The organism is Maribacter dokdonensis DSW-8 (assembly GCF_001447995.1).
Classification (GTDB): Bacteria; Bacteroidota; Bacteroidia; order Flavobacteriales; family Flavobacteriaceae; genus Maribacter; species Maribacter dokdonensis.
The window spans coordinates 1,875,595-1,902,462 of record NZ_LDPE01000001.1 but is presented as its reverse complement, the minus strand read 5'-3'; the positions used below and the strand labels follow the sequence as shown (position 1 = coordinate 1,902,462).

Below are 26,868 nucleotides of genomic sequence, written 5' to 3'. Positions count from 1 at the left end.
ATGCTAAACTAATCTTACCTTCAATTTTTTGGAATTAAAGGATTTTTAATTGTCCTTAACGGACTTTCAATGAACTTGTTAATAATCTGGTTTCCCAGTGTGATAAAATATAAAAATAGGCACCCAAAAAGGGTGCCCTGTACTCTTGTAATCTCGAATTAACGTTTCGAGAATTGGAATTTTTTACGTGCTTTCTTCTGACCGAATTTCTTACGTTCAACCATTCTTGGGTCTCTAGTTAATAGACCTTCTGGTTTTAAGATTGATCTGTTCTCAGCATCTATCTCACACATTGCTCTAGATAAAGCAAGACGAATAGCTTCTGCTTGTCCAGTAATACCACCACCGTAAACGTTTACTTTTACGTCGTAAGTATCTAAGCTTTCAGTTAAGCTGAAAGGTTGCTTTACTTTGTATTGAAGTGTTGCAGTTGGGAAGTATACGCTTAAATCTTTATTGTTAATGGTAATGTCACCATTTCCATCAGAAAGATATACTCTCGCTACAGCGGTCTTTCTACGACCAATTTTATGAATTACTTCCATCTTATTTAATATCTTTTAAATTAACAACAGTAGGCTTTTGAGCTTCTTGTCCATGCTCCGTACCTGCGTAAACTTTAAGGTTTCTAAAAAGTTCTGCACCTAATCTGTTTTTAGGTAACATTCCTTTTATTGCTTTTTCAAGAATACCTTCTGGATTTTTATCCAACAATTGTTTTACGCTAGTAGTACGTTGTCCACCTGGGTAGCCAGTGTATCTCATATATGATTTATCAGACCACTTGTTTCCTGTAAGAACAATTTTCTCTGCGTTGATAATAACAACATTATCACCACAATCAACATGAGGGGTGAAACTAGGCTTGTGCTTTCCTCTTAACAAATAGGCGACTTTTGAAGCCATGCGTCCTAATGTTTCTCCTTCGGCATCTACCAATAACCACTCTTTGTTTACAGTTGTTCTGTTGGCCGAAACGGTCTTATAACTTAATGTATCCACTACTGCTATTTTTAACTATTATTTTAATCAATCCCGTGAAAGGGGCTGCAAATCTACAATTATTAACTTGAATTGCAAATACTTGTTTCTTATTTTTTTACATTTTTTAATTAAATGTAATTTCTAACCGGTTTATAGCCATCGTAGTACTGTTATTCTTATTGATTTTATTACCGATTCTGTAACAATTTAAAATATTCATTGTCTCTTGTAATAACCGATCAATCAATCAAAGGACATATTATGATGCGTAAATGCTTAGTTACAAGTATTTTATATTTAATAATTTCAGCTACTTCTTTTTCCCAAACAGTTACAACAAAGGTACAAAGAGTATATACTACACAAAAAGTAAATTTAGGTGAGACCATTGCTATTGATGGTTTGCTGACCGATTTGGCTTGGAACAGCGTTCCTTGGGCCAGTGATTTTACCGTATTTGACCCTAATAATGGGGAAAAACCTAGTCAATCAACAAAGTTTAAGATTACATATGATGAAAAATTTCTTTATGTGGGTATTCGTTGTTACGATAGTGTACCTTCTAAGATAGAAAAGAGGCTGGCAAGGCGTGATAATTTTTCGGGTGATTGGATAGAAATTAACATTGATAGCTACAACGATAAAAGAACGGGTTTTTCGTTTAATGTTTCTGCTGCCGGTGTAAAAGGGGATGAATTTATTTCTCAAAATGGCGATTTTTGGGATGCTAGCTGGAATCCTATTTGGTATACTGCTACAAAGATTGATCATGAAGGATGGTCGGCAGAAATGAAAATACCTTTTAGTCAATTAAAATTTGGAGAACAAAAAGAGCAAATTTGGGGGCTTCAATTGAACAGACGTTTTTTTAGGGAAGAAGAACGGTCACTTTGGCAACCTGTGTCATTAGATGCTCCTGGTTGGGTTAGTGAGTTTGGAGTGTTAAGAGGGCTTATTGATATTCAGCCTCAAAAACAGTTGGAAATTCAACCATTTTTGGTAAATCAGTATGATGCTTATCCGTCACAAGCGGGCAACCCTTTTCGTGATGGTAGTGATTATGGTTTAAATGTGGGGTTAGACGCCAAAATAGGTTTGACCAATGATCTTACTCTAGATTTAACGGTTAATCCAGATTTTGGACAAGTAGATGCTGATCCAGGAGCTATTGCATTGGACGGATTTCAAATCTTCTTTGAAGAACGTAGGCCGTTCTTTATTGAAAACAAAAATATTTTCGATTTTGAATTTGCCGATGGTAATGATAATATTTTTTACAGTAGAAGAATTGGTAGAAGTCCACAAGGGTTTGCAAACAGTACTGAAACGGAATTTGTAGATCAACCTACAAATTCAACCATACTGGGTGCCGCAAAATTTTCAGGTAAAACCAAAAATGGATGGTCTTTGGGCTTATTGGAAAGTATTACGGGCAACATGTATGCGGATATAGAGAATCTTGCAGGAAATGAAAGATCAGAACTGGTAGAGCCGCTTACAAATTATATTGTGGGTAGGGTACAAAAGGATTTTAACGAACGTAATTCTTTTATTGGAGGAATATTTACTGCAACGAATAGAAATATTCCTGATAATCTCGATTTTTTAAGAAGTAGTGCCTACACAGGTGGGGTAGATTTTAAACATAGTTGGAAAAACAGAAATTATTATGTTGAAGGAAATATTGTAGGCAGTCATATTACGGGCAGTCAACAAGCTATTGAACGAACACAGAATAGTATTACGCACTTATTTCAAAGGGTAGATGCTAGTCATGTTGATGTAGACCCTGATCGTACCTCTTTAACGGGTAGCGGTGGTAAGTTGGCACTCGGAAAAGCAGGAGGTGGGAATTGGCGATATGATGGCGGAGTTATTTGGAGGTCTCCAGAATTGGAACTCAATGATATTGGATTCTTAAGGCAGGCAGATGAAATTAAGCAAACGGCTAACGTTCGTAGGTTGTTCATAAAGCCTACTAATTTTTATAGAGGTGCAAACTTAGGGTTAAGTCAATACTCTACGTTTGACTTTGATGGAAATTATAATAGAATTCAATATGAATTCCAGGGTTTTATAAACTATAAAAATAATTGGTGGACAGAGGTTGGTGCTGCCCATAAACCCCGTATTTTTTCAAATACCGTTCTTCGTGGCGGACCTCGTTGGCGTTGGTCTGATGAAAACTTCGCTTATCTTTTCTTTGGCTCGGATAGTAGAAAAAAAATGAGCTTTACTTTAGGGTATGTAAATAGCCAGGCGGCAGAAAATAACTTTTCTTTAAAGCGATATGTGTTTAGATTATACTACCAACCTTTTGATGCTTTTAATCTTTCTATCTCTTCTGAGTTTGAAGAAAACCCTAATAAAACGCAATATGTGACGGAAACTAGTTTTGATGGTGATGCAAGGTATATTACCGGTAATATTGATCAGAAAACATTCAGTACTGCTATACGCTTTAATTATAGTATAAATCCAAACTTATCCATTCAATATTATGGTGAGCCTTTTATATCTAGAGGTACATATACCGATTTTAATTATGTAAATAATCCTATTGCTGAGAACTTGAGCGAACGTGTAACGTTATTTTCCGAAAATCAAATATCAGGATCAGCCGACACCAATAATTATTTGATAGATGAAGATATTGATGGTGCCATAGATTATCAAATAGAGAATCCTAACTTTTCGTATGTTCAATTTAGATCAAACCTTGTATTAAGATGGGAATATATACCTGGTTCGGAAATCTTTTTGGTATGGTCTCAAGGTGTTGTGGGTACAGGTGATCCCAGTGAAACATTGGGTAGAAATTTAGATCGACAAATACTAGGGCGGAAAAAGGATAATACAATTTTGCTCAAAGCAACTTACAGGTTTATTCTATAAAGAATTGGTTCTGGAAGGTATCCATCTATCGATTTTTGAAATAATACCAAGTTTTTTTCGTTTTTAGGGGTGTACAACCAATAAAACAAAAAGATGTATAAGCATATTTTATGTATTGCAGGGATAGTGTTAACACTAATTTCCTGTAGTTCGGATAAGGATGAAACACAGACCGAAACTGAAGTTCAAAGCACGGCCATAATTGGTACATGGGATGCTACTGAGCTAAAAATAGATAATGAGACAGCAAGTGATGATGCAAAATTTGGAAAGCAAATATTGGATTTTCTTACAGCTGATAACTGTTTCATTATAACATTACAATTTAATGAGGATTTAACAGCAAGCGCATCTAATTCTGCTAATTATATTGAAGTAAATGCGACCGCTACAGGTTTGGATATTCCTTGCCCTACAGATTCGGATGTTAATGAAAGTACCTATACCTTTGACGGTGAAACGGTCACAACTATTGATGAAAATGGCGATGAGTTGGCAATAGGTGTTTCTATAGAAGGAAACATCATGACGGTTGATGCCAGTGATTTGGATATTCCAAATTTTTCAGAAGACGGACAATTGATATTTGTAAAACGATAAAAGTTTGCTAAGTATAAAATAATAAGACCCTTGTCAATTGACAAGGGTTTTTTATTGCTTGTAGAATTTTGTTTTTATATTCTGATGTTCAGATTGTATGGTAATCATGTACAAACCTTTTTCTAGGTTAAAAACAGGTATGTTCAATGAGTTTCTTTTAATGTCCCATTGGTGAAAGATTACTTGGTTGCCATAGCTATCGCTAACGGTTATAACGGCATTCTTGTCATTTTTTAGACCAAGTACATTGATAACGTTGGTTGCCGGATTAGGAAAAACTTTAACATCTTGTGCCGCTAATTGGGTAGCGCTAAAGATGATAAAAGCTAGAATGATTAAAATCCTTTTCATGAAAAATAGCGTACCTCATGAGAGAAGTACGCTATATGCTAACGTTCTAGAAATGTATTTTCGTCTTCCTTTAAATAAACTTTAACTAATCTTAGCTTTAATGGGCTACCAACCAATTATCACCTAAGCCAACTTCAACATCTAAAGGAACTGCTATTTTGTATGCATTTTCCATTTCTGATTTAATCAGTGTTTGCAATTCTTCTAATTCTGGTTTGTAGATATCGAATACCAATTCATCATGTACTTGCAGTAACATTTTAGATTTGTAATTACCTTCTTCTAACTTTTTATGAATGTTGATCATGGCAATTTTAATGATATCTGCCGCACTACCTTGAATAGGTGCGTTTACGGCATTTCGTTCCGCAGCGCCACGTACTATTGCGTTACTGCCGTTTATATCCTTAAGATATCTTCTTCTGCCCAACACCGTAGAGACATAGCCGTTCTCACGTGCAAAATCTACCTGCTCGCTCATGTAGTTTCTTAGCTTTGGATAAGTCTTGTAGTAGGTGTCTATCAATTCTTTTGCTTCTTTCCTTGATAAGTCCGTTTGGTTACTTAATCCGAATGCAGATACGCCATAGATGATACCAAAGTTTACCGTCTTGGCATTGCTACGTTGTTCTCGTGTAACTTCATCCAATGGTACATTAAATACCTTAGATGCTGTAGAAGCATGAATATCCTCTCCATGTTTGAAAGCCTCTATCATGGTAGTCTCTTCACTCAAGGCTGCAATTATACGTAATTCTATTTGTGAATAATCTGCCGCTAACAATGTGTAGTTCTCATCTCTTGGCACAAAAGCTTTTCTTACTTGTCTTCCACGCTCTGTTCTAATTGGAATGTTTTGTAAATTAGGGTTGTTGCTACTTAACCTTCCGGTAGCTGCAACGGTTTGCATATAATCGGTATGCACTCTTCCTGTAGAAGGCTCAACCTGTTCTGGCAATGCATCTACATAGGTGCTTTTTAATTTGGCAAGACCTCTGTAATCCAATACATTTTTTACAATTTCATGGTCTTTAGCCAAAAAGGATAATACATCTTCCGCGGTAGAATATTGACCTGTTTTGGTTTTTTTAGGTTTGTCTACCAGTTTTAATTTGTCAAATAATATTTCACCTAATTGCTTTGGAGACCCTATATTAAATTCTTCACCGGCAACTTCATAAATTTTCTTCTCTAGGTTAGAAATGTCATTATTCAAGTCTTCGGAGAGTGAATTCAAGAATTCCTTGTCTAAATTGATTCCTTCTAGCTCCATATCCGCTAGTACACGTAGTAGGGGAATCTCAATATCTTGAAATAATTTTTCTGTATTTGCCTCTTTTAGTTCTGGTCTAAAATGTTGTGCAAGTTGAAAGGTAATATCTGCATCTTCTACTGCATATTCCGTTTGTTTTGCTAACGGAACATCGCGCATACTCAATTGATTCTTGCCTTTTTTGCCAATAAGTTCAGTAATGGATACTGGAGTGTAATTTAAATAGGTCTCTGCCAGAACATCCATATTATGACGCATATCCGGATTAATTAGATAGTGGGCCAACATGGTATCGAATAAAGGTCCTTTGACATCAATATTGTATTTATCCAATACCTTAATATCATACTTTAAATTCTGACCTATTTTTTCAATTTCTTCGGCTTCAAAGAAAGGGCGTAACTCTTCCAAAAGTGCCTGTGCTTCTTCTTTGTTATCCGTAAAAGGAATGTAAAAACCTTTGGTTGCTTCCCAAGAAAAAGCAATTCCTACCAATTCAGCGGTCAATGGGTCTAAACCTGTAGTCTCGGTATCAAAACAAACTGAAGTTTGCTGCATTAAATTTTTTAAGAAAAGCTTCATGGCCATACCAGGAGCTACACTTTGGTATGAGTGTGCTACATCTGCAATGGTTTTTCTACTAGAAAAGTCTTTTACGGTTGCTCCGGCATCTGCAGAACCCCCAAATAAGGAGAATTGCCCTGACCCCGCATCTTGTTTTTCTTTTTTAGCAGTTGCTGTGCTGGTAACCTGTGTAACGGTTTCTTCTGTTTCTTCAGAGAATATTTTAATGAATTGATCCTTTAATCTTCTAAATTCCAATTGTTCAAATATCTCTTGTACCTTCTCAAAATCCGGTACTGAAAGTTCATAGTCCTTAGCGTTGAAAGTAACGTCGCAATCAATGCATATGGTGGCTAATTTTTTAGAAAGTAAACCCAATTCTTTGTTTGCTTCTACTTTTTCCTTCATCTTACCTTTCAACTGATCGGTATTCGCCAATAGATTTTCCATAGATCCAAATTGGGCAATGAATTTTTTTGCAGTTTTATCTCCCACACCTGGTAATCCGGGTATGTTATCACTGGCATCGCCCATCATACCTAAGTAATCTATTACCTGCTCCGGTCTTTCTACACCAAAACGTTTTTGAATTTCCGGAATTCCCCAAATTTCAATACCGTTACCCATTCTGGCAGGGCGGTACATAAATATGTTTTCGGAAACCAATTGCCCGAAGTCCTTATCTGGCGTGACCATAAACACTTTGTAGTCTTCCTTTTCGGCTTGTTTGGATAATGTGCCTATAATGTCATCTGCTTCCCAGCCTTCCAAAACCACACAAGGTATGTGCATAGCCTTTAGTATATCTTGTATATAGGGTACCGCTATCCTAATGGCGTCTGGGGTTTCATCTCTGTTTGCCTTATACTCGGCAAACATCTCAGTTCTTTCAACACTACCGCCTTTATCGAAGCAAACGGCTAAATGATCGGGTTTTTCACGGCGAATAACATCGAATAAGGAATTCATGAAACCCATAATGGCAGAGGTGTCCATGCCTTGAGAGTTTATTCTTGGGTTTTTTATAAGCGCATAGTAACCACGAAATATAAGTGCGTATGCATCTAGCAAAAAGAGTCTTTTTTGATCTGCCATTTTTAAGTATTGTATGAAAAAGGATAAAAGTACAAATTGATAGGGAAACTATAGGTGAGAATTGCCTATTGCTTATATCTAAAATGTTGTACGGTTCAATTAACTTTTTAAATAACTATCTGAAGGATTATTTACATGACCTTCTTTGGTATATGTTCTATAGGTAAACCCTGGGTGAATACAATATCCGCCAGTTTCTCCTTTTTTATTGATGGCGATAAAGCCTATTTGAAAGTCTTGCTTGTCCTTATTTTTTGCAATAATTCTTTTTACGCCTTCTTCGCATGCCTCTTGTGGCGATTTTCCTTGGCGCATTAATTCTACGATCAGAAAACTACCAACGGTTCTTACCACTTCTTCGCCAACGCCTGTTGCTGTTGCTCCGCCAACTTCGTTATCTACGAAAAGTCCAGCGCCAATAATAGGGGAGTCGCCAACTCTGCCTGCCATTTTATATGCCATTCCGCTTGTGGTACATGCACCTGCAATGTCTCCATCGGCATCAATGGCCAACATGCCTATGGTATCATGATTTTCAATATTTATTATTGGTTTGTACTGCGATGTTTTTTTCCATTCTTCCCATGCTTGTTTGGATTTTTCAGTTAAAAGATTTGTCTTTTCAAAACCTTGCTCGTATGCAAATTGCTCAGCACCTTTGCCGGCAAGCATTACATGAGGCGTTTCTTCCATTACTTTTCTGGCCACTGAAATTGGGTTTGCAATGTTCTGCATAGCCAATACTGCCCCACAGTTTCCATCTTTGTCCATAATACAAGCGTCTAGGGTAACATTACCATCCCTATCCGGTCTTCCGCCATTACCTACGGTACTATTGCTTAAATCGTTTTCTTCGACCATAACTCCTTGGTGAACTGCATCAAGAGCGTTGCCTCCTTTTTCAAGAACTTCCCATGCTTTGGCGGTGGCGTTTCCAAAATTCCATGTACAAATAGCAATAGGTAGCACTGGTGTATTGTCTGTTGTACCTACTGCAGGGATTTCTTTGTACGATGATAATATAGGTGCAGAAACGATACCGGCGGCAACTGTACTTGAATTTCTTAGAAACTTTCTTCTTTTCATGGGTTTGGTTCTTTACTTTTAATGACCTTAAATATAGCAATATGATAGTAGAAGTTTGTGCAAATTCTTTAGAATCTGCCATGGTAGCAGAACGTGCTGGGGCAGACCGTATTGAGTTATGTACAGAGTTGGCGGTAGGTGGATTAACACCTTCTTTTGGATTGTTAAAAGCGGTTAGGGAACAGGTTTCTATTCCCGTCCATGTATTGATAAGGCCTAGAAGTGGAGATTTTACCTATTCTGATGAAGAGTTGCATATAATGATTTCGGATATTGAACTTTGTGCAGAATTAGGTTTTGATGGTGTTGTGTCTGGAGTGCTTTTGAATAATTTCACCTTGGATATTGATCGTACCCATAAACTTAAATTGGCGGCCGGTAGTATGCACTTTACATTCCACAGGGCCATTGATTGGGTTAAGAACCCGAAGGAAGCATTGTTGGAACTGGAAAGAATGCAAGTGAATACCATTTTGTCATCGGGTCAACAGCGTTCAGCTATAGGCGGAATAGACTTTTTGGTGGATCTAAAGGCTCAAAATACGGCAATTGAAATAATGCCAGGTTCGGGCGTAAATGCTGGCAACGTTCAAATCTTTAGGGAGCAGGGTTTTAAGGCAGTACATTTATCGGGTACCGCTATGAAAAAAATGTTGCCATCAAAACCATTGATTTCCATGAATTCTGAGGGTTTTTTGAGTGATGACCATATTGCCGTTACTCAATTTGAGAATATTAAGACTGTGGTGTCCAAGGTTAAATAAAATGTAAATGAGCGCACATACCACTGTTATACAGATATCTTTGTAAAAAAAAAGAACATGATTCGTTGGCTTATTTTCGTTTTGGCATACATTGCTTTAAGTTTTTATGTACTTCAGGCGTTAAGAACCATTTCAAAACAGCCTTGGTGGTCTTGGCTTTATATAGCAGTTTCACTAGCTGTGATGTTGAATTTTATATATCAATTTACTGCTGGTGAAGAAACGGGGCGTGTTTTAAGTATACCTAAAAGTTATGCCTTTGGGTTTTTGTTGACCATGCTAACCTTCAATATTATTACTATTCTATTTTTGTTTTCAGAGGATATTTATCGGCTTATTTCGGGTTTATATCAAAAATTATATGGGGCGGAAAAACAATTTGGCTTGCCTGCACGTAGGCGATTTTTAAGTTTGTTGGCTTTGGGGATCGCAGCTGTGCCCTTTGGTGCTCTTTTGTACGGTATGTACAAGGGTAAATACAATTTTAAGGTATTGAAGTATAATTTAGAATTTGATGATCTTCCAGATAGTTTTGATGGGTACCAGATTACCCAAATATCTGACATACATAGTGGAAGTTTTGATGATAGAAAAAAAATTGAATATGCTGTAGACTTGATCAATCAGCAAAAAAGTGATGTATTGCTTTTTACTGGAGATATGGTGAACAATATGACCTCTGAAATGGAACCCTGGGCGGATTTGTTTAGCACGCTAGATGCTAAAGACGGAAAGTTCTCTGTGTTGGGAAATCATGATTATGGAGATTATATACCTTGGGAAACGGAAGAGTTGAAGAGTAAGAATTTAGAGGATCTTAAAGCTTTGCAGAAGCAAATGGGATTTGACCTTTTGCTCAATGAACATAGGTATCTTAAAAAAGGAGAGGATAAGATTGCTTTAGTAGGTGTGGAGAATTGGGGAAAAGGCGGATTCAAGAAAGCCGGAGATTTAAAAAAAGCAGCTTCACAGATCAATGAAAATGATTTTAAAATATTAATGAGCCATGATCCTTCACATTGGGAAATGGAGGTTATTAAAGATGCTTACCACTATCATTTAACGTTAAGCGGCCATACTCACGGTATGCAATTTGGGATTGAAATACCGGGGTGGATCAAATGGAGTCCGGTGAAATGGAGATACCCATATTGGGCAGGTATTTATAAAGAGATGGGGCAATTCCTGAATGTGAACAGAGGATTTGGTTTTTTAGGATATCCTGGTAGAGTTGGAATTTGGCCAGAGATTACGGTGATAACTTTGAGAAAAAAGGCATTAACATGATTTTAACCCTTTTACAGGGTTACAAATAGATAGGCAAGAGTAGTATTTTAACAATTTTTACTACATTTGGCTAACATAGAAAAGTATTTTATATGTCCAAATTTGGTGAACTAATAGATTTAAAGGTACCCGTTCTTCTGGATTTTTATGCAGAGTGGAACGAACAGTCAACTGCAATGCACCCTGTGCTTAGAGATGTAGCTGCGGCTTTAGGTGATAGAGGTAAGGTTATAAAAATCGATGTGGACAAGAACAAAGAACTTTCACAGGCCTTACGGGTTAAAGGTTTGCCTACGCTAATGATCTACAAGAAAGGCGAAATGGTTTGGCGCCAAAGCGGTGAGCAAGACGCTAACACTTTAATTGGTATTCTCAAAGAATACGTGTAATCTATCTATCTTCATTTCATTTCTAAAACACTTTGGGCTTTCGCCCAAAGCTTATTGTTGTGTAGAAATATCTATTGTATCTTCTAATATATCCGTTTTGGTATTATCTGGTAATATGGTATCGGATATTGGCATGGTATCCATCATGTCTGGATTGGAATCCAATACATCTTGCGGCATACCCATATCATCTTCGTCCTTATAGAAGTGTTGAAACTTGTCTATATACTCATTGAATATCAATGTTTCTTTTTCTGCAGTATCCTCACTGTCATTTGTGATTACAATATCAATATTGCGCCTGTAAGCTTCCATATCGGCGATAATATCGTCAATGTTATTATATTGTTCGTCTAAGCTGGTAGAGGCATAATATTCCAATCTTTCTTGATACTTTTTCTTCAGTTTTTCAAAAAGCTCACGGGCTTTATTGCTTTCGCCAACTTTGTAATAACCATCAATAAATGGTTCTACTAAAGTGTAATAGCCAAACTTGTCTACAGGCATATTGGTCAAAGATATTTCAATAATATCCTTGGCTTTGTCCATTTTGTTCTCCTTGATCAGCCCTTCGGTTAAGCGCGCCAAATTGCCTCTGAACGAAACACTCTGAATACGTGTTTGCGTATCATGGTAAATATCACCACCAGAGTTGCCCCAATCCCAACCGGTTACAATGTCATACATTAGATCGGTATCTATTCTACCTAATTCAAAAGCATTAGGTCTTTCTGTTCTTATAGGTACTAATTTATAGGCTAAACCATCTAATTGTAAGTAGTCTTTCATCCAAAGATATTCGGCATCATCAAAACTTCCTCCAGAAAAGTACAAAGGACGTTTCCAGTCGTTGTTCGCCAAAATATCAAGCATCATCATGCTTTTCTTGGTAATGGCGCCAGGTAAGTCTATATCAATATAATCTACAATTAAATCGGCATCTTTTTCCTTTACCAAACCACTACTTAATACATTCTGTTTGTTGACGGGAACCCTAATTTTGTTTGTAGGGTAGTAAACAATGTTTTGCGTATCTTCAGAATACTGACTTAAATCTGCCCCATTCTGCTCAAATAAATACTTTAGTTTGGTTCTAGGTTTGTCGCTGTCGATCCAATTGATGAAATCTTTAATTGGCCATCTATTCTCGGTAATGCCTTGGTGGTACAATACGTCCCTAGACCCCCATCTGTATTTTTCATGGGTTATTTGAGAGGGTATAGGTGCGCTCTCATAAGCCGCCGCTTTCATTTGATCTACATACCAATCTGTTTCAAAAAGGCTGGTACAAACTATGCGTACATCTGTTCTATAATGTTCTATTTCTTGGGCATACCAAATAGGGAAGGTATCATTATCTCCAATGGTGAACAATATAGCACCAACATCTTCTTGACAAGAATCTAAATATGCTTTTGCTGATGAATTCGCCGTAAATCTATTTGACCTATCGTGATCATCCCAGTTTTGTACCGCCATAACCGTTGGTACGGCAAGTAAGGTAGCAACGACTACAACAGGTGCCAATATTTTTGGTGTGATCCAATCTTTGAAACCATCATAAAGACCATACACTCCAATGCCTATCCAAAGGGCAAAAACATAGAACGACCCTACTAAGGAGTAGTCGCGTTCACGTGGCTGAAAGATGCCTGGATTGGTGTAAAATTGAATTGCCAGCCCTGTGAAAAGAAAGAAAATCAACAGGACCCAAAATTGTCTTTTGTCTTTAGATACTTGAAAAATAATTCCAATAATTCCTAGAATCAATGGTAAAAAGAAATAGGTGTTTCTGCCAGGATTGTTTTGTATGTCGCTAGGTAGATTGTTTTGACTACCTAAACGCCAGCTATCAATAAAATTGATTCCGCTCAGCCAATTACCATTTTCATTGTAACGGCCCTGAACATCATTCTGTTTTCCAACAAAATTCCACATAAAATAGCGTAAATACATGTAGTTGAACTGAAACTCGATCATGTATTCTATATTGTCCCACAATGTTGGTGGTTGCACTTCTATGTATTCATCAAAACGTTTTAAGAAACTGATGTATTGATCCGCCCCGATTTCGCCATTTGCAAAACCTATTTTAACCTGCTCTGCCGCTTGTCTTAATTCTTGGTTGGGCTGGGTAATCCTGAAATCCAAAGCTCCAAAATAGCGCATGTAATTCTCTGCATTTTGAGAGCTCCACATTCTAGGTAATAAACCTTGGTGCTTTGGATTTGGACCCTGAATGGCATCTTTGTATTTATTTACAATTATATATTTACCTAGCGTATAATCTTTTTCATATTTTGGTTTGCCGTCTTGATCTTCGCCTGGTGCTGCAAACATATCGGAATAATAGGTGCCGTAAACGGGACTATCCACACCTGGGTATTGCTCCCTGTTATAGTACGCTAAAAGAGCTCTCGCATCTTCAGGGTTATTTTCGTTAATTACAACCTTGGCATTTGCCCTTATGGGCAACATTAGCCATGAAGAAAATCCTAAAAACAAAAACATCATGCATAAAACAATGGTGTTTGCTGTTTTGTAATTGTTTTTACGCGTATAGTTTAAGCCAAAATAAAAAGCGGCAATAAATAACAGGCCAATGATTATTGATCCAGAATTAAAAGGTAAGCCTATACTGTTTATAAAAAAGACTTCGCCCCATCCAAATAATTTTAATACGTAGGTCAATGAGAATTTATAAACCAACATTAAAATGGCAATGACGATAATGTTAGCCAGTAAAAAATTCTTTACCGTTGTTTTTTTGTAGGTTTTAAAATAGTAAAGTAGACCAATTGAAGGTATGGCCAAAAAGCCCATAAATTGAATACCGAAAGTAAGGCCGACAACAAAGGAAATCAATATAATCCATCTATTCCCTCTAGGGTCGTCTAAATTATCTGTCCATTTAAGACCTAACCATAACAAAAGTGCCATAATGAAACTGGCCATGGCGTATACTTCTGTTTCCACCGCGTTGAACCAAAAACTATCGGAATAGGTAAATGCAAGGGATCCTACTAAAGCACTTCCAAATACCGCAATGGCCTTACTATTGGTAAAAGGACCGTCTTTATCTATCAGTTTTCTGGTGATATTGGTAATGGTCCAGAACATGAATAGAATGGTAAATGCGCTAGATACCCCAGATACTAAATTTACCATCATAGCTACTTGATTGGGTTCCAATGCGAACATGGCAAAGAAAGCACCGATCATTTGTAATAGAGGTGCCCCCGGTGGGTGACCAACTTGCAATTTGGCAGCGGTAGCTATATATTCACCTGCATCCCAAAAACTATTAGTGGGCTCAACGGTTATATAATACGTTATAAGGGCTATAAAAAATACGGACCATCCTAGTATGGTGTTCCACTTTTGGTAGTTGTTTGAAAACATGAAGCTTGGGTTAAACCTAAGTGGCGAATTTACTAATTAATATAGAAAGGAATAAACTATTTTTATAAACCTTTAACATGAGGCAATAAAGATTTTTTCAATTTTTACTTTAAAAAATATTTGGTGAAACCAAACTTTGTTTTAAATTTGCAGCCTCTTAAAAAGGTATTGGCCCATGGTGTAATGGTAACACTCCGGTTTTTGGTACCGTCATTCAAGGTTCGAGTCCTTGTGGGCCAACTAAGAGAACAAATAAAGTCCTAATGTCAATTGATGTTAGGATTTTTTGTTTTTATGACCTTTGTCATTTCTCTAGTGGTAAATTTGTGCAAAATTTGGCAAATGATACAATTTAGGTATCCTAATGTGAAGAAATGGTTAACAGTGTGTCAGTATTTTTGTACATTTAATCTAATAACGTTACAAATTCATCGGAAAAGAAACCATTTCGGTGTTGTTATTATATACTTTAGTACCCTAAAGAACTTAACCTTATGAAACTCTCTCCAAAAGTTTTAAAGATATTATTGGTCGTTGTTGTGCTTGGATTTGGAATAGGATTCTATTTGCAAGATGTGAAACATGAAGAAAGTACCGCTCATGCCTGGAAGGCCAATCGTTATAATTTAGAGCGGTTCAATAAAATCATGGAGTATAATAATAAAATGAACTCTAGTAACTGGCGAGTGTTAAAAGATAGCATTGATCAAGAATTAGATACTTTAATGATACTTCGTTTTCGTAAAGAGGTGGATAGTTTGGAAAATACCGAACCACAAGCTTACGGTGAACACCAAGAACAACATGCTTCTTTTGGACCTCAATAAGAAACGGAGCTTGTGTTTTAAGATTTAACGGTTATTTTCAAATATGTCCGTCTGGGGGTTTTCTCCTTCAGTTTCTGTAGGTGCGATGGCTTCAGAAGCCCTTATGGCATCTTCTGTTAAATTTCTTTCAGTAATTTCTTCATCTATTTCGTCTAGTAAAGTGCCCATTTTTCGTTTGTCCTTTATCATTGCCCAGGTCATTACTAAACTTGTGGCAATAATCACGAACAGCAATATACCAGATTCAAACCCTTCAATTTGAGCTTCGCTAGGTATGGCATAAAATAGAAGAACTGTTATAAGGCCTCTTGGAGCAATAAATAATTGTGGTAGCATATCCTTCCCTACAAATATCATTAAAACCAGAAAACGTATGGCGTAGATAGATGCGATAATGAGTAGGCTAACAATTGCAACATTGATACTTAACAGTGATGAAAGCACAATGGTGATTCCAAATATAACAAAGAAGAAAGTCCGTACTACAAAAGCAGTTTCCAATGTTACTATATGTAGCTCGTGATATATTTGTTGCATTCGTTCAGACTCCAAGAAAATTTTGGTCTTACCAGGAAAAAATAAATTTACATTCTTAACGATAAGTCCAAAAACAAGGATGATTATTAAAGAAGACAAATGCATCTTTTTACCGATGGCATATAGTAAAAGAAGTACCGCTATGAGTAGGAATAGTTTAGCCTGACTTTTAATTTTTTGGAATACCAATATTATGGCGTAACTGGCTACAAGGGCAATAACTATGGTAAGAACTAGGTTTAAGGCAAAGCCCGAGGCGCCTGTATCTTCTGCGGGGTTTAATTTGCCGGTTAAAAAATAGAACATCATTATGCCCATTATATCTGAAAATGTGCTTTCATAGATGTGAAATTCCTTTTTTTCTTCAGCTAATCCGCCTACGCTCGGAATAATTATGGCGCTGGATAATATGGATAAAGGGGTTGCGTAAAGCCATGCGGATTGCATGGTCATGTTCGGTATAAATTGGTGTAAAATCAATGCTGCTACATATGCAGAACCCACTAAGCCAATTAATGCAACAGCCATAGATTTAATTATGGGCCATAACTTTTCTCTTTTCAGTTCTAGTTCTAAAGCTGCCTCAAGCACTATCATAATGAGGCCCACGGTACCTAAAATTTCTAAAGAGCCTTTAAAGTCTGGTATTTCAGGAATGAAAAATTCAAGCGTTATTTTAATAAGTATGCCTAATACAATGAGCATTAAAACCGCTGGTATGTTCGTTTTCTTGGAAATTCCGTTAAAAAAGAATGATAATACTACAATTAAGGATGCTCCTATTATTAGGTTGTACGAAGATAGAATTTCCATCAGGTGTTGTTTTGGTTGGTGTTCTGTTAAAAATAATATAATTTCTAAAATGCGGTAATCTTATGAAGATTTATTATTTTATTAATTGTTTTCAAAATGAATGAATTAGGTGTGGGTGTGGTATTGTAGGAAATTAATTTTGTTGTATATTTGCAATGCTGAAAGGATATAAAAGTATTCATGAGGGGACAATTAGTCCCCTCTTTTATTACTTATTATTTATGCTAAAGGAAAAAGTAAAAGAATTATTGGAACAAGGTCTTCAAGAAGATCCCTCCCTGTTTTTAATCGATTTTACAATGGGTGCAGATAATAGCATTCATGTGGTAATAGACGGTGACCATGGGGTTACGGTCAGTGATTGTATTAAGATAAGTAGGGCTATTGAACATAATTTAGACCGTGATGAACATGATTTTTCTTTAGAGGTTGCCTCTGCTGGAGCGGCTGCACCTTTGGTTATGCCTCGTCAATATTTAAAAAATATTGGACGTAAACTGGAGGTTCGTACCAACGATGATAAATTTGAAGGCAATTTAACTGCCGTTAAAGATGAATCTATTGTGTTGGAGTGGAAAGCTAGGGAGCCTAAGCCAATAGGTAAAGGCAAAGTGACCGTTCAGAAAAAAGAAGAAGTAAATTTTTCAGATATTATTAAAGCAAAAGTTGTATTAAAATTTTAATTGTAATTACCAATGGAAAATATTGCGTTAATTGAATCTTTCTCAGAGTTTAAGGACGATAAGTTCATAGACAGGGTAACATTGATGGCCATTTTGGAAGATGTTTTTAGAAATGCGCTGAAAAAGAAGTTTGGTTCAGATGATAACTTTGATATCATTATTAACCCAGATAAAGGTGATTTGGAGATTTGGAGAAACCGTATCGTTGTTAATGATGGTGAGGTTGAAGAGCCGAATGAGGAAATTTCATTGTCCGCTGCTCGTAAAATAGAGCCTGATTTTGAAGTTGGTGAAGATGTGTCTGAAGAAGTAAAGTTAATTGACTTGGGTAGAAGAGCTATTTTGGCATTGCGTCAAAATTTGATCTCTAAAATTCATGAGCACGATAATACGACGATTTACAAGCACTTTAAAGATTTGGAAGGTGAGATTTATACTGCAGAGGTTCATCATATTCGTCATAAGGCAATAATTTTGCTTGATGATGAAGGTAATGAGATTATACTTCCAAAGGATAGACAAATTCCTTCGGACTTTTTTAGAAAAGGGGATAATGTTAGAGGTGTTATTGAAAGTGTAGAATTAAAAGGTGCCAAACCTACTATCATAATGTCAAGAAGTTCTCCTAAGTTCTTGGAGCAATTGTTTTTCCAAGAAATACCAGAAGTTTTTGATGGTTTGATCACGGTTAAGAAAGCGGTTAGAATACCAGGAGAGAAAGCTAAAGTTGCTGTGGATTCTTATGATGACCGTATTGATCCAGTAGGTGCCTGTGTTGGTATGAAAGGTTCAAGAATTCATGGAATAGTTCGTGAATTGGGTAATGAGAATATCGATGTTATCAATTGGACGGCAAATCCACAATTGTTGGTAACAAGGGCATTAAGTCCTGCAAGAGTATCTTCTGTAAAGTTGAACGATGAGAAAATGACGGCTCAAGTTTATCTTAAGCCAGAAGAGGTTTCTAAAGCAATTGGTAGAGGTGGGCATAATATTAGATTGGCCGGTCAATTAACTGGTTATGAAATAGATGTATTCCGTGAAGGTGTAGAGGAAGATGTTGAGTTAACAGAGTTCTCTGATGAAATCGATGCATGGATTATAGAGGAATTCAAGAAGATTGGATTTGATACAGCGCGTAGCGTCTTAGAGCAAGATGTAGACGATTTGGTGAAACGTACGGATTTAGAAGAGGAAACAATTTTAGAAGTTGTACGTATCCTAAAAGAAGAATTAGAAGATTAGCTATATATTAGCACTTAAATAAAAGAACGGGAATCAGTATTTATGGCAGACAATGCAAAAATAAGGCTTAATAAAGTTCTTCGTGAACTTAATATTTCCTTGGATAGGGCAGTGGACTTTCTTAATGGGAAAGGACATGATGTGGAAGCGAGGCCTACCACTAAAATTTCCGATGATGTTTATCAGGTTTTACTTGACGAGTTCCAGACGGATAAGAGTAAAAAAGTTGCATCTAAGGAAGTTGGAGAGGAAAAACGTAAGGAAAAGGAGGCAATTCGAGTTCAATTGGAAAAAGAACAGGAGGATCGTCGCTTGGCCCGTGAGCGAAGAAATTCTGAAGCTGAAGACAAAACTTTGGTTGGTAAAGTTGAATTGGCCGGACCTAAAATGGTTGGTAAAATTGACTTGAATCCTAAGAAAAAAGTAGAGGAAGAGCCGGTGAAGGAAACTCCTAAAGCTGAGGAGAAAGTTGCTCCTAAGGTTGAAGAAAAAGCTGCACCAAAGGTAGAGGTTAAAGAAACAAGAAAAGTGGTTCTGCAAGGACCCAAAATAGTTTCTCAACCTGTTCAAAAAACAGAGGATAAGAAAGAAAGTCCTAAAGTTGAGACGCCTAAAGCCGAACAGCCTAAAAAGGAAGCGCCTAAGAAAGAGGAGGTTAAAACTACTGAAGCAGAATCTGCTCCAGAAGATGATACACCAAAAACAATAGAGACCCAATATCAAAAATTATCAGGTCCTAAAATTGCAGGTGAAAAAATTGACCTTAGTAAGTTTGAGAAGCCTAAGAAGAAGAAAGAAGATAAAAAAGCTGCAGACAAATCTAATACTGACCGTAAAAAGCGTAGAAGAAGAATTGTAACTAAAAATACTTCTGGGCCTGGTCAAAATAGAAACAGTGGCTCTGGTGATAGAAATAAAGGTAGAGGAAGGTTTGCTCCTGTGGCAAAAGTTGAGCCTACTGAAGAAGATGTTCAAAAGCAAGTACGTGAAACCCTAGAGAAACTTCAAGGTAAGTCTAAAAAGGGTAAAGGTGCTAAGTATAGAAGAAGTAAAAGAGATCAGCACCGTGAGCAAACGGAGAAGGATCTTGAAAAACAAGAATTAGAGAACAAAATTCTTAAGGTAACCGAGTTCGTTACCGCTAGTGAGGTGGCTACCATGATGGGGGTTTCTACTACCGAGATAATCTCGGCTTGTATGTCTCTTGGTATAATGGTAACCATGAATCAGCGTTTAGATGCTGAAACATTGTCGATCGTAGCTGAAGAATTTGGGTATGAAGTAGATTTTGTTACTGCGGATATAGAAGAAAGTATCGTAGAAGAGGAAGATGCTCCGGAAGATTTGGAACATAGGGCTCCTATCGTTACTGTAATGGGTCACGTTGATCACGGTAAAACATCTTTATTGGATTACATCCGTAAGGAAAATGTTATTGCCGGGGAAAGTGGTGGTATTACCCAGCACATTGGTGCATATGGGGTAACCTTAGAGAACGGTGAGCGTATTGCATTCTTGGATACTCCTGGTCACGAAGCGTTTACCGCTATGCGTGCTAGAGGTGCACAAGTTACCGATATAGCAATTATTGTGGTTGCGGCAGATGATGACATTATGCCACAGACCAAGGAGGCTATTAGTCATGCGCAAGCAGCAGGTGTTCCTATTGTTTTTGCTATAAACAAAATAGATAAGCCAACTTCTAATCCAGATAAGATTAAGGAAGGTTTGGCTCAAATGAATTTATTGGTAGAAGATTGGGGTGGTAAAATTCAATCTCATGATATTTCTGCCAAAACAGGTTTAGGGGTAAAAGAATTATTGGAGAAGGTATTGTTGGAGGCCGAGTTGTTAGAGCTTAAAGCAAACCCGGATAAGCTTGCTACCGGTACGGTTGTTGAGGCATTCCTTGATAAAGGAAAGGGTTATGTGTCTACAGTATTGGTTCAGTCGGGTACTCTTAAAATTGGAGATTATGTATTGGCCGGTACCACAAGTGGTAAGATCAAGGCAATGCAAGATGAAAGGGGTAACAATATTAAAGCGGCAGGTCCGTCTACTCCAATTTCAATTTTAGGTTTAGATGGTGCATCTCAAGCAGGTGATAAATTCTACGTATTGGAAGATGAGCGTGAAGCAAAACAAATTGCCTCTAGAAGATCTCAATTACAACGTGAACAATCTGTTAGGACACAACGTCACATAACGTTAGATGAAATTGGACGTAGAATTGCACTAGGTGATTTCAAAGAGCTTAATATTATACTTAAAGGTGATGTTGATGGTTCTGTTGAAGCACTTACAGATTCTTTCCAGAAATTGTCTACAGATGAAATTCAGGTAAATATTATACATAAGGCCGTAGGTCCTATTACTGAATCTGATGTGTTATTGGCTTCGGCTTCTGATGCGGTTATTATTGGTTTTAACGTAAGACCAATGGGTAATGCAAAAGCAATTGCCGAGAAAGAGGAGATAGATATCCGTATGTACTCTATTATTTACTCTGCTATCAATGACCTTAAAGATGCAATGGAAGGTATGTTGTCACCTGAAATGAAAGAAGAAATTTCTGGTACAGCTGAGATTAGAGAAACCTTTAAGATTTCTAAGGTAGGTACTATTGCAGGTTGTATGGTAACAAGTGGTAAAATCTTTAGAAACTCTAATATTAGATTAATACGTGATGGTGTGGTAATCTATACTGGTACGTTGGCTTCTTTAAAACGATTTAAGGATGATGTTAGAGAAGTAGCAAAAGGATATGACTGTGGACTTCAGATAAAGAACTATAATGATATTATTGAAGGTGATATTGTTGAAGCGTTCCAGGAAGTTGCGGTGAAGAAGAAACTAAAATCTAAATAAGAATTTGTTTAAGGAATTAGTTTTGTTCTTTTAAGATAAGGCAAAAAAAAATCGACCTATTTGGTCGATTTTTTTGGTTTTAATAACATTGCATTAGGATACTTGACTCTTACTTCGTTGAACTTTCTTTCTGCATCCAATTTAGAAGTAAACCTCCCAACCCTAACCCGATAGGTTGGTGAGTCAAAATCTATTTTTGACACCAATTCAGGAAAGTCCTCCTCAACATTCGCTTTTATTTCTTTTGCTTTGGCGTAATTGCCAAAACCTACTTGTATCCTATAGTACTCATTGTTGCTTAAAGATGTTTTATAAACCTCTAGAAGTTGGTCTATCTTTTGGTCTTGCTGTATGGTTACTTTTGCACCTTGTGCGTAAGTAAATTGAGTTATACATGCAAAAATTACGAGGGTACTTAGTGTTTTCATAATCTTTTTAAAGTTTTATTTTCCTTCTGTGCAAAAGTAATTTATTAAGGTTCAAACAAATAAATCATTGTTTATTTAGAATATTTCTAAATTATAAATTATAGATACATTAACATTTTTCAAATAAAGTCTATGTCGTATTTTTGTCTCCGATTTAGGCATTTGGTGGATTTTAATTTGGTTTCATCTATGACCAAAATCATGCCAAGATTCCGATAGAAATATTCGATATATGAAAAAGGTTCCGAACCGAAATCAGTTTTCTAAAATTTTAGGATTATCCCTAATTGTATTTTTGTTTTTTGCAAGTCCGTCAATAGCGCAGGATGAAGCTGCTGCTGAATCTGCGACTACTGAAACCGCAGGTGGCGGAGACGCTAAAAAAGGTAAAGCTTTGTTTAATCAGAATTGTGCTGCTTGTCATGCGTTAAATCGTAAGATGACCGGTCCTGCATTGCAAGATGTGGAAAGCAGATTGGCTGAAGATGAAGGTTTAGATAGGGAGTGGTTGTATGCTTGGATTAAGAATAGTCCAGGTGTAATTAAGTCAGGTGATGCTTATGCTAATAAAGTATATGCTGAGTACAACCAAGCTGCAATGACCGCTTTTCCAACATTGACAAATAGTGATATAGATAATATTTTGGCGTATACCGCTGCGCCACCACCGGCTGCTCCATCTGCTGCTGCCGGAGGTGCAGAAACTGCATCTGCTGGTTCAGGTGATGCTTCTGGTGTTTCCAATGAAATTATTCTTGGGGCGCTGGTGCTTGTTTTTGGTTTGTTGGTTATAATGTTGTTGTTGGTAAACAAAACATTGCAACGAATTGCTCAGGCGAACGGCATTGTGGTTGAAAAAGAAGCGGCTGCTAAAAGAACTCCAATTTGGAAGGCTTTTGCTCAAAATCAATTTTTGGTTTTGGTAACGGCAATAATCTTGCTTTTGGGTAGTGCGTATTTTGCTTATGGTTGGATGATGCAGGTTGGTGTTGATCAGGGTTATGCGCCTATTCAGCCTATTCACTATTCTCATAAAATTCATGCTGGTGATAATAAGATAGAGTGTAAGTATTGTCACTCTTCTGCAAGGGTTTCAAAAACATCAGGTATTCCTTCTTTGAATGTTTGTATGAATTGTCATAAATCTATATATGAGTATACAGGTAATCCAGAGGGTCCATCTCAAGATGATTTGGCTAATGGATATACTAATGAGTTTTATACTGGTGAGATTAAGAAGTTGTATAAAGCCGTTGGTTGGGATGAAACAAACCAAAAGTATACAGGTGAAAGCCAGCCGGTAGAGTGGGTTCGTATTCATAACTTACCTGATTTCGCTTACTTTAATCACTCTCAGCACGTATCGGTTGCTGGTGTAGAGTGTCAAACTTGTCATGGTCCGGTAGAGGAAATGGAAATTATGTACCAATATGCTCCATTAACTATGGGGTGGTGTATAGATTGTCATAGAGAGACCAATGTAAAGGTTGAGGGCAATGAGTACTACGGGAAAATTCACGCAGAACTTTCTAAAAAGTACGGTGTTGAGAATTTGACAGCAGCACAATTAGGTGGTCTGGAATGTGGTAAGTGTCACTATTAATAATAATTTAAGAAGCTAATTACAGATAATACGTATGGCATCAAACAAAAAGTATTGGAAGAACGAAGCGGAGTTAAATCCTAACGAATCCATTGTTGAGGCGCTTAAGCAGAATGAATTTGTGGAGCAGATTCCTGTTGATGATTTCTTGGGTGATAAGGAAACATTGTCTTCTACAAACACCAATCGTAGAGATTTTTTAAAGTATGTTGGGTTTAGTACCGCAGCAGCTTCTTTGGCGGCATGTGAAGGTCCGGTTGTAAAATCGATTCCTTATGTGGTTTTGCCGGAAAATATTGTTCCTGGAGTTGCTAACTATTACGCAACTACAATTGCAAATGGTTTTGACTTTGCAAGTATATTGATAAAAACGCGTGAAGGTCGTCCTATAAAAGTGGAGAATAACACTTTGGCTAAAATAGGGGGTACCGCAAACGCAAGGGTTCAGGGTTCTGTTCTTTCTTTGTACGACAGTACAAGATTGCAGGGGCCTATGGCAAACGGAGAGCCTGTTGAGTGGGATGTGTTGAAGGCTACGTTAAAATCTAAAATGGGGGCTCTTAAAGGTTCTTCAAAAAAGGTTGCTGTACTTACACAGACATATGCAAGTCCATCAACTGACCGTTTAATGTCTGATTTAGTTGCGGCTAATGAAAATGTTGTTCATGTAACTTATGATGCAATTTCTGAAGATGCAGCTTTGACCGCTTTTGAAAATAAGTATGGTGAAAGAGCTTTAGCTGATTATGATTTTGAGAAAGCTGAAGTGATTGTTTCTTTTGGTGCTGATTTTATTGCTGATTGGCAGGGTGGTGGTTATGATGCTGCTTATTCAAGAGGGCGAGTGCCAAAGAACGGTAAAATGTCTAGGCATATTCAAGTAGAGGCAAACATGTCTTTGACTGGTGCTAATGCAGATAAGCGTGTAGCTATGAAGCCTAGTGCGCAGAAAGTGGTATTAGCTAAGTTGTACGGTAAGTTAAATGGAACTTCTGTGGGTGGTAATACATCCGAATATGATGCATTGGTAGATTCTATTGCTACTGAAATCAAGAAAGCAGGTTCTAATGCAGTTGTGGTAACTGGTTTGGATGATGTAAATGCGCAGTCCGTTGTATTGGCGATAAATGAAATGTTGTCTAGTAAGGCATATGACGCTAGTGCTCCTAAGTATATTAGAAAAGGTAATGTGAAAAGTGTAAATGCCTTAATTTCTGATATGAAGGCCGGTAGAGTAGGTGCTTTGTTAATGGATGGTGTGAATCCAATGTATTCGCTTCCAAATGCTGCGGATTTCAAGGAAGGTTTGTCTAAAGTGGATCTTAGTGTTGCTTTTTCAACAAATTGGAACGAAACTACTGAAGCCGTGCAATATGTTGGTGCTGCAAATCATTATTTAGAATCTTGGGGTGATCTTCAAGTTAAGAAGGGGCATTATAGTTTAATGCAACCTACAATTAAAGAATTATTTGATACTAAGCAATTTCAGTCGGTTGTTTTAGAATTACTGGGAAGTGAGCAAACGTATTATGATTATATAAAAGATACCTGGTCTAGCAGTGTGCTTAATGGTGCAAGTTGGAACCAGGCATTGCAAGATGGTGTCTTTACGGCTGATACCATGGTTGTTGGTGCTGAAGGCGTTGTGCAAGATGTTAATGTAGTTGAAGATGAGGCTGAAATTGCACCGAATTCTTCTTTGGCATCAGCGGTGCGTAGTTTGGCGAATACCACTAGTGAGGGTATGGAGCTTACTTTGTATTCTAAAGTAGGTATGGGTGATGGTCAGCAGGCAAGTAACCCTTGGTTGCAAGAATTCCCTGATCCGATCACAAGGGTTTCTTGGGATAACTATGTGACTATTTCAAAAGCCGATGCTGCTGAGTTAGGTGTAGAAAATGTAAATGTTGCTAACGGTGGAATGGATGGTAACTATGTTAAGCTTACCGTTAACGGTGTTAGTCTTGATAAAGTTCCTGTGGTTGTTCAGCCCGGGCAGGCAAAAGGTACTGTTGGTCTTTCTTTTGGTTATGGTAAAACTGTAGGTTTAAAAGAGGAAATGCAGACCGGAGTAAATGCTTTTAAGCTTTATGAAGGGTTTAGTAACATTCAATCCGTAAGTGTTGAAAAAGTTGCAGGTAATCATGAGTTTGCTTGTATTCAATTGCATAAAACCCTTATGGGTAGAGGTGATATCATTAAAGAAACTACTTTAGAGATATTTAATACAAAAGATCACGCTGAATGGAATGAAGTTCCAGTGGTGTCTTTAGATCACCAAGAGGTTCCTGCTACATCTGTTGATTTGTGGGATAGTTTTGACCGTACAATAGGGCATCATTTTAACATGTCTATCGATTTGAATGCTTGTACTGGTTGTGGGTCTTGTGTTATTGCTTGTCATGCTGAAAACAACGTTCCTGTTGTTGGTAAGGCTGAAGTAAGAAAGTCTAGGGATATGCACTGGTTGCGTATTGATAGATATTATTCTTCAGAAGAAACCTTTGAAGGTGACAACGCTAAAAAAGATGGCTTTGATGGTTTATCTGGTGATAATGGTTCATTAGGTGGTTTTGGTGAGTTGGAAGATCCTTCCGCTAATCCTCAGGTAGCATTCCAACCGGTAATGTGTCAGCACTGTAACCATGCTCCTTGTGAAACTGTATGTCCTGTAGCGGCAACTTCACATGGTAGGCAAGGTCAAAATCAAATGGCTTATAACAGATGTGTAGGTACAAGATATTGTGCAAACAACTGTCCATATAAAGTACGTAGATTTAACTGGTTCTTATATAATAATAATGACGAGTTTGATTTCCATATGAACAATGATTTGGGTAAAATGGTATTGAACCCTGATGTTAACGTTCGTTCAAGAGGTGTTATTGAGAAATGTTCTATGTGTATTCAAAAAACACAAAAAACAATTCTTGATGCTAAAAGAGATGGTCGTGTTATTCAAGATGGAGAATTCCAAACGGCTTGTTCTTCTGCATGTAGTAATGGAGCCATTGTATTTGGTGATGTTAATGATGAGAAGAGTAAAGTATCAGAATTAAAAGCGAGTGACCGTATGTATCATTTATTGGAGCATGTAGGAACTCAACCAAATGTTTTCTATCACGTTAAGGTTAGAAACACCAACGAAGCATAAACAATAGTAGAAAGTAATTA

19 protein-coding genes and 1 tRNA gene are annotated in these 26,868 nt (G+C 37.2%); 12 read left to right on the top strand and 8 right to left on the bottom strand.

Annotated features, from left to right (window positions below; genetic code table 11):
* Window positions 1-158: 158 nt before the first annotated feature.
* Together rpsI and rplM are read right to left on the bottom strand one after the other, a co-directional pair.
* A complete protein-coding gene (gene rpsI, locus I600_RS08280) occupies window positions 159-545 on the bottom strand; it encodes a 30S ribosomal protein S9 (protein ID WP_058103966.1) in 387 nt (128 codons plus the stop codon).
* Window position 546: 1 nt separating this feature from the next.
* Complete coding sequence (gene rplM, locus I600_RS08275) at window positions 547-1,002, bottom strand: 50S ribosomal protein L13 (RefSeq protein ID WP_036151839.1); 456 nt, start codon at window positions 1,000-1,002, stop codon at window positions 547-549.
* A gap of 243 nt (window positions 1,003-1,245) precedes the next feature.
* Here rplM and I600_RS08270 point away from each other — a divergent pair, with 243 nt between their 5' ends.
* Window positions 1,246-3,879 carry a DUF5916 domain-containing protein gene (locus I600_RS08270; protein ID WP_317038725.1) on the top strand — a complete coding sequence of 878 codons (2,634 nt, stop codon included), beginning with the start codon at window positions 1,246-1,248 and terminating at the stop codon, window positions 3,877-3,879.
* Between the two features lie 93 nt (window positions 3,880-3,972).
* A complete protein-coding gene (locus I600_RS08265) occupies window positions 3,973-4,479 on the top strand; it encodes a hypothetical protein (RefSeq protein WP_058103965.1) in 507 nt (168 codons plus the stop codon).
* Between the two features lie 51 nt (window positions 4,480-4,530).
* Here I600_RS08265 and I600_RS08260 read toward each other — a convergent pair whose 3' ends face one another.
* The 3 genes from I600_RS08260 to I600_RS08250 form a co-directional block, all read right to left on the bottom strand.
* Complete coding sequence (locus I600_RS08260) at window positions 4,531-4,830, bottom strand: T9SS type A sorting domain-containing protein (protein WP_058103964.1); 300 nt, start codon at window positions 4,828-4,830, stop codon at window positions 4,531-4,533.
* 97 nt (window positions 4,831-4,927) lie between these two features.
* Entirely contained in the window at window positions 4,928-7,762 is a 2,835-nt protein-coding gene (gene polA, locus I600_RS08255) for a DNA polymerase I (RefSeq protein ID WP_058103963.1), read from the bottom strand.
* Between the two features lie 99 nt (window positions 7,763-7,861).
* Window positions 7,862-8,848 (bottom strand): isoaspartyl peptidase/L-asparaginase family protein, encoded by a 987-nt coding sequence (locus tag I600_RS08250; RefSeq protein ID WP_058103962.1) that lies wholly within the window; start codon window positions 8,846-8,848, stop codon window positions 7,862-7,864.
* Between the two features lie 41 nt (window positions 8,849-8,889).
* Here I600_RS08250 and I600_RS08245 point away from each other — a divergent pair, with 41 nt between their 5' ends.
* The 3 genes from I600_RS08245 to I600_RS08235 all read left to right on the top strand — a co-directional run bounded on the left by I600_RS08245 (window position 8,890) and on the right by I600_RS08235 (window position 11,288).
* Window positions 8,890-9,612, top strand: coding sequence for a copper homeostasis protein CutC (locus tag I600_RS08245; RefSeq protein WP_058103961.1), 723 nt, complete (start codon window positions 8,890-8,892; stop codon window positions 9,610-9,612).
* Window positions 9,613-9,669: 57 nt separating this feature from the next.
* Window positions 9,670-10,899 (top strand): metallophosphoesterase, encoded by a 1,230-nt coding sequence (locus tag I600_RS08240; RefSeq protein WP_058103960.1) that lies wholly within the window; start codon window positions 9,670-9,672, stop codon window positions 10,897-10,899.
* 92 nt (window positions 10,900-10,991) lie between these two features.
* A complete protein-coding gene (locus tag I600_RS08235) occupies window positions 10,992-11,288 on the top strand; it encodes a thioredoxin family protein (RefSeq protein ID WP_058103959.1) in 297 nt (98 codons plus the stop codon).
* A 51-nt stretch (window positions 11,289-11,339) separates the two neighbouring features.
* Here I600_RS08235 and I600_RS08230 read toward each other — a convergent pair whose 3' ends face one another.
* Window positions 11,340-14,690: a glycosyltransferase family 117 protein gene (locus tag I600_RS08230; protein ID WP_058103958.1), complete on the bottom strand. Its 3,351-nt coding sequence runs from the start codon at window positions 14,688-14,690 to the stop codon at window positions 11,340-11,342.
* 169 nt (window positions 14,691-14,859) lie between these two features.
* On the opposite strand from I600_RS08230, the gene I600_RS08225 reads away from it, so the two are divergent.
* Together I600_RS08225 and I600_RS08220 are read left to right on the top strand one after the other, a co-directional pair.
* Window positions 14,860-14,930, top strand: a tRNA-Gln gene (locus tag I600_RS08225).
* Window positions 14,931-15,184: 254 nt separating this feature from the next.
* Window positions 15,185-15,517, top strand: a complete 333-nt coding sequence (locus tag I600_RS08220; RefSeq protein ID WP_058103957.1) for a hypothetical protein — start codon at window positions 15,185-15,187, stop codon at window positions 15,515-15,517.
* 24 nt (window positions 15,518-15,541) lie between these two features.
* Here I600_RS08220 and I600_RS08215 read toward each other — a convergent pair whose 3' ends face one another.
* Complete coding sequence (locus tag I600_RS08215) at window positions 15,542-16,867, bottom strand: cation:proton antiporter domain-containing protein (RefSeq protein ID WP_058103956.1); 1,326 nt, start codon at window positions 16,865-16,867, stop codon at window positions 15,542-15,544.
* Between the two features lie 221 nt (window positions 16,868-17,088).
* Here I600_RS08215 and rimP point away from each other — a divergent pair, with 221 nt between their 5' ends.
* Genes rimP through infB form a run of 3 tightly spaced genes read left to right on the top strand, consistent with a single transcriptional unit; the run spans window position 17,089 to window position 21,663 of the window.
* A complete protein-coding gene (gene rimP, locus I600_RS08210) occupies window positions 17,089-17,550 on the top strand; it encodes a ribosome assembly cofactor RimP (RefSeq protein WP_058103955.1) in 462 nt (153 codons plus the stop codon).
* 12 nt (window positions 17,551-17,562) lie between these two features.
* Window positions 17,563-18,795, top strand: a complete 1,233-nt coding sequence (gene nusA, locus I600_RS08205; RefSeq protein ID WP_058103954.1) for a transcription termination factor NusA — start codon at window positions 17,563-17,565, stop codon at window positions 18,793-18,795.
* Between the two features lie 42 nt (window positions 18,796-18,837).
* Window positions 18,838-21,663: a translation initiation factor IF-2 gene (gene infB, locus I600_RS08200; protein ID WP_058103953.1), complete on the top strand. Its 2,826-nt coding sequence runs from the start codon at window positions 18,838-18,840 to the stop codon at window positions 21,661-21,663.
* Between the two features lie 56 nt (window positions 21,664-21,719).
* On the opposite strand, the gene I600_RS08195 is transcribed toward infB, so the two are convergent.
* Complete coding sequence (locus I600_RS08195; protein WP_058103952.1) at window positions 21,720-22,091, bottom strand: SPOR domain-containing protein; 372 nt, start codon at window positions 22,089-22,091, stop codon at window positions 21,720-21,722.
* Window positions 22,092-22,323: 232 nt separating this feature from the next.
* Between I600_RS08195 and I600_RS08190 the strand changes: the two genes are divergently transcribed.
* The gene (locus I600_RS08190) at window positions 22,324-23,694 is read left to right on the top strand and encodes a c-type cytochrome (RefSeq protein ID WP_058103951.1); all 1,371 of its coding nucleotides are present in this window, start codon (window positions 22,324-22,326) and stop codon (window positions 23,692-23,694) included.
* Window positions 23,695-23,728: 34 nt separating this feature from the next.
* The gene (locus tag I600_RS08185; protein WP_058103950.1) at window positions 23,729-26,848 is read left to right on the top strand and encodes a TAT-variant-translocated molybdopterin oxidoreductase; all 3,120 of its coding nucleotides are present in this window, start codon (window positions 23,729-23,731) and stop codon (window positions 26,846-26,848) included.
* Window positions 26,849-26,868 lie beyond the last annotated feature (20 nt).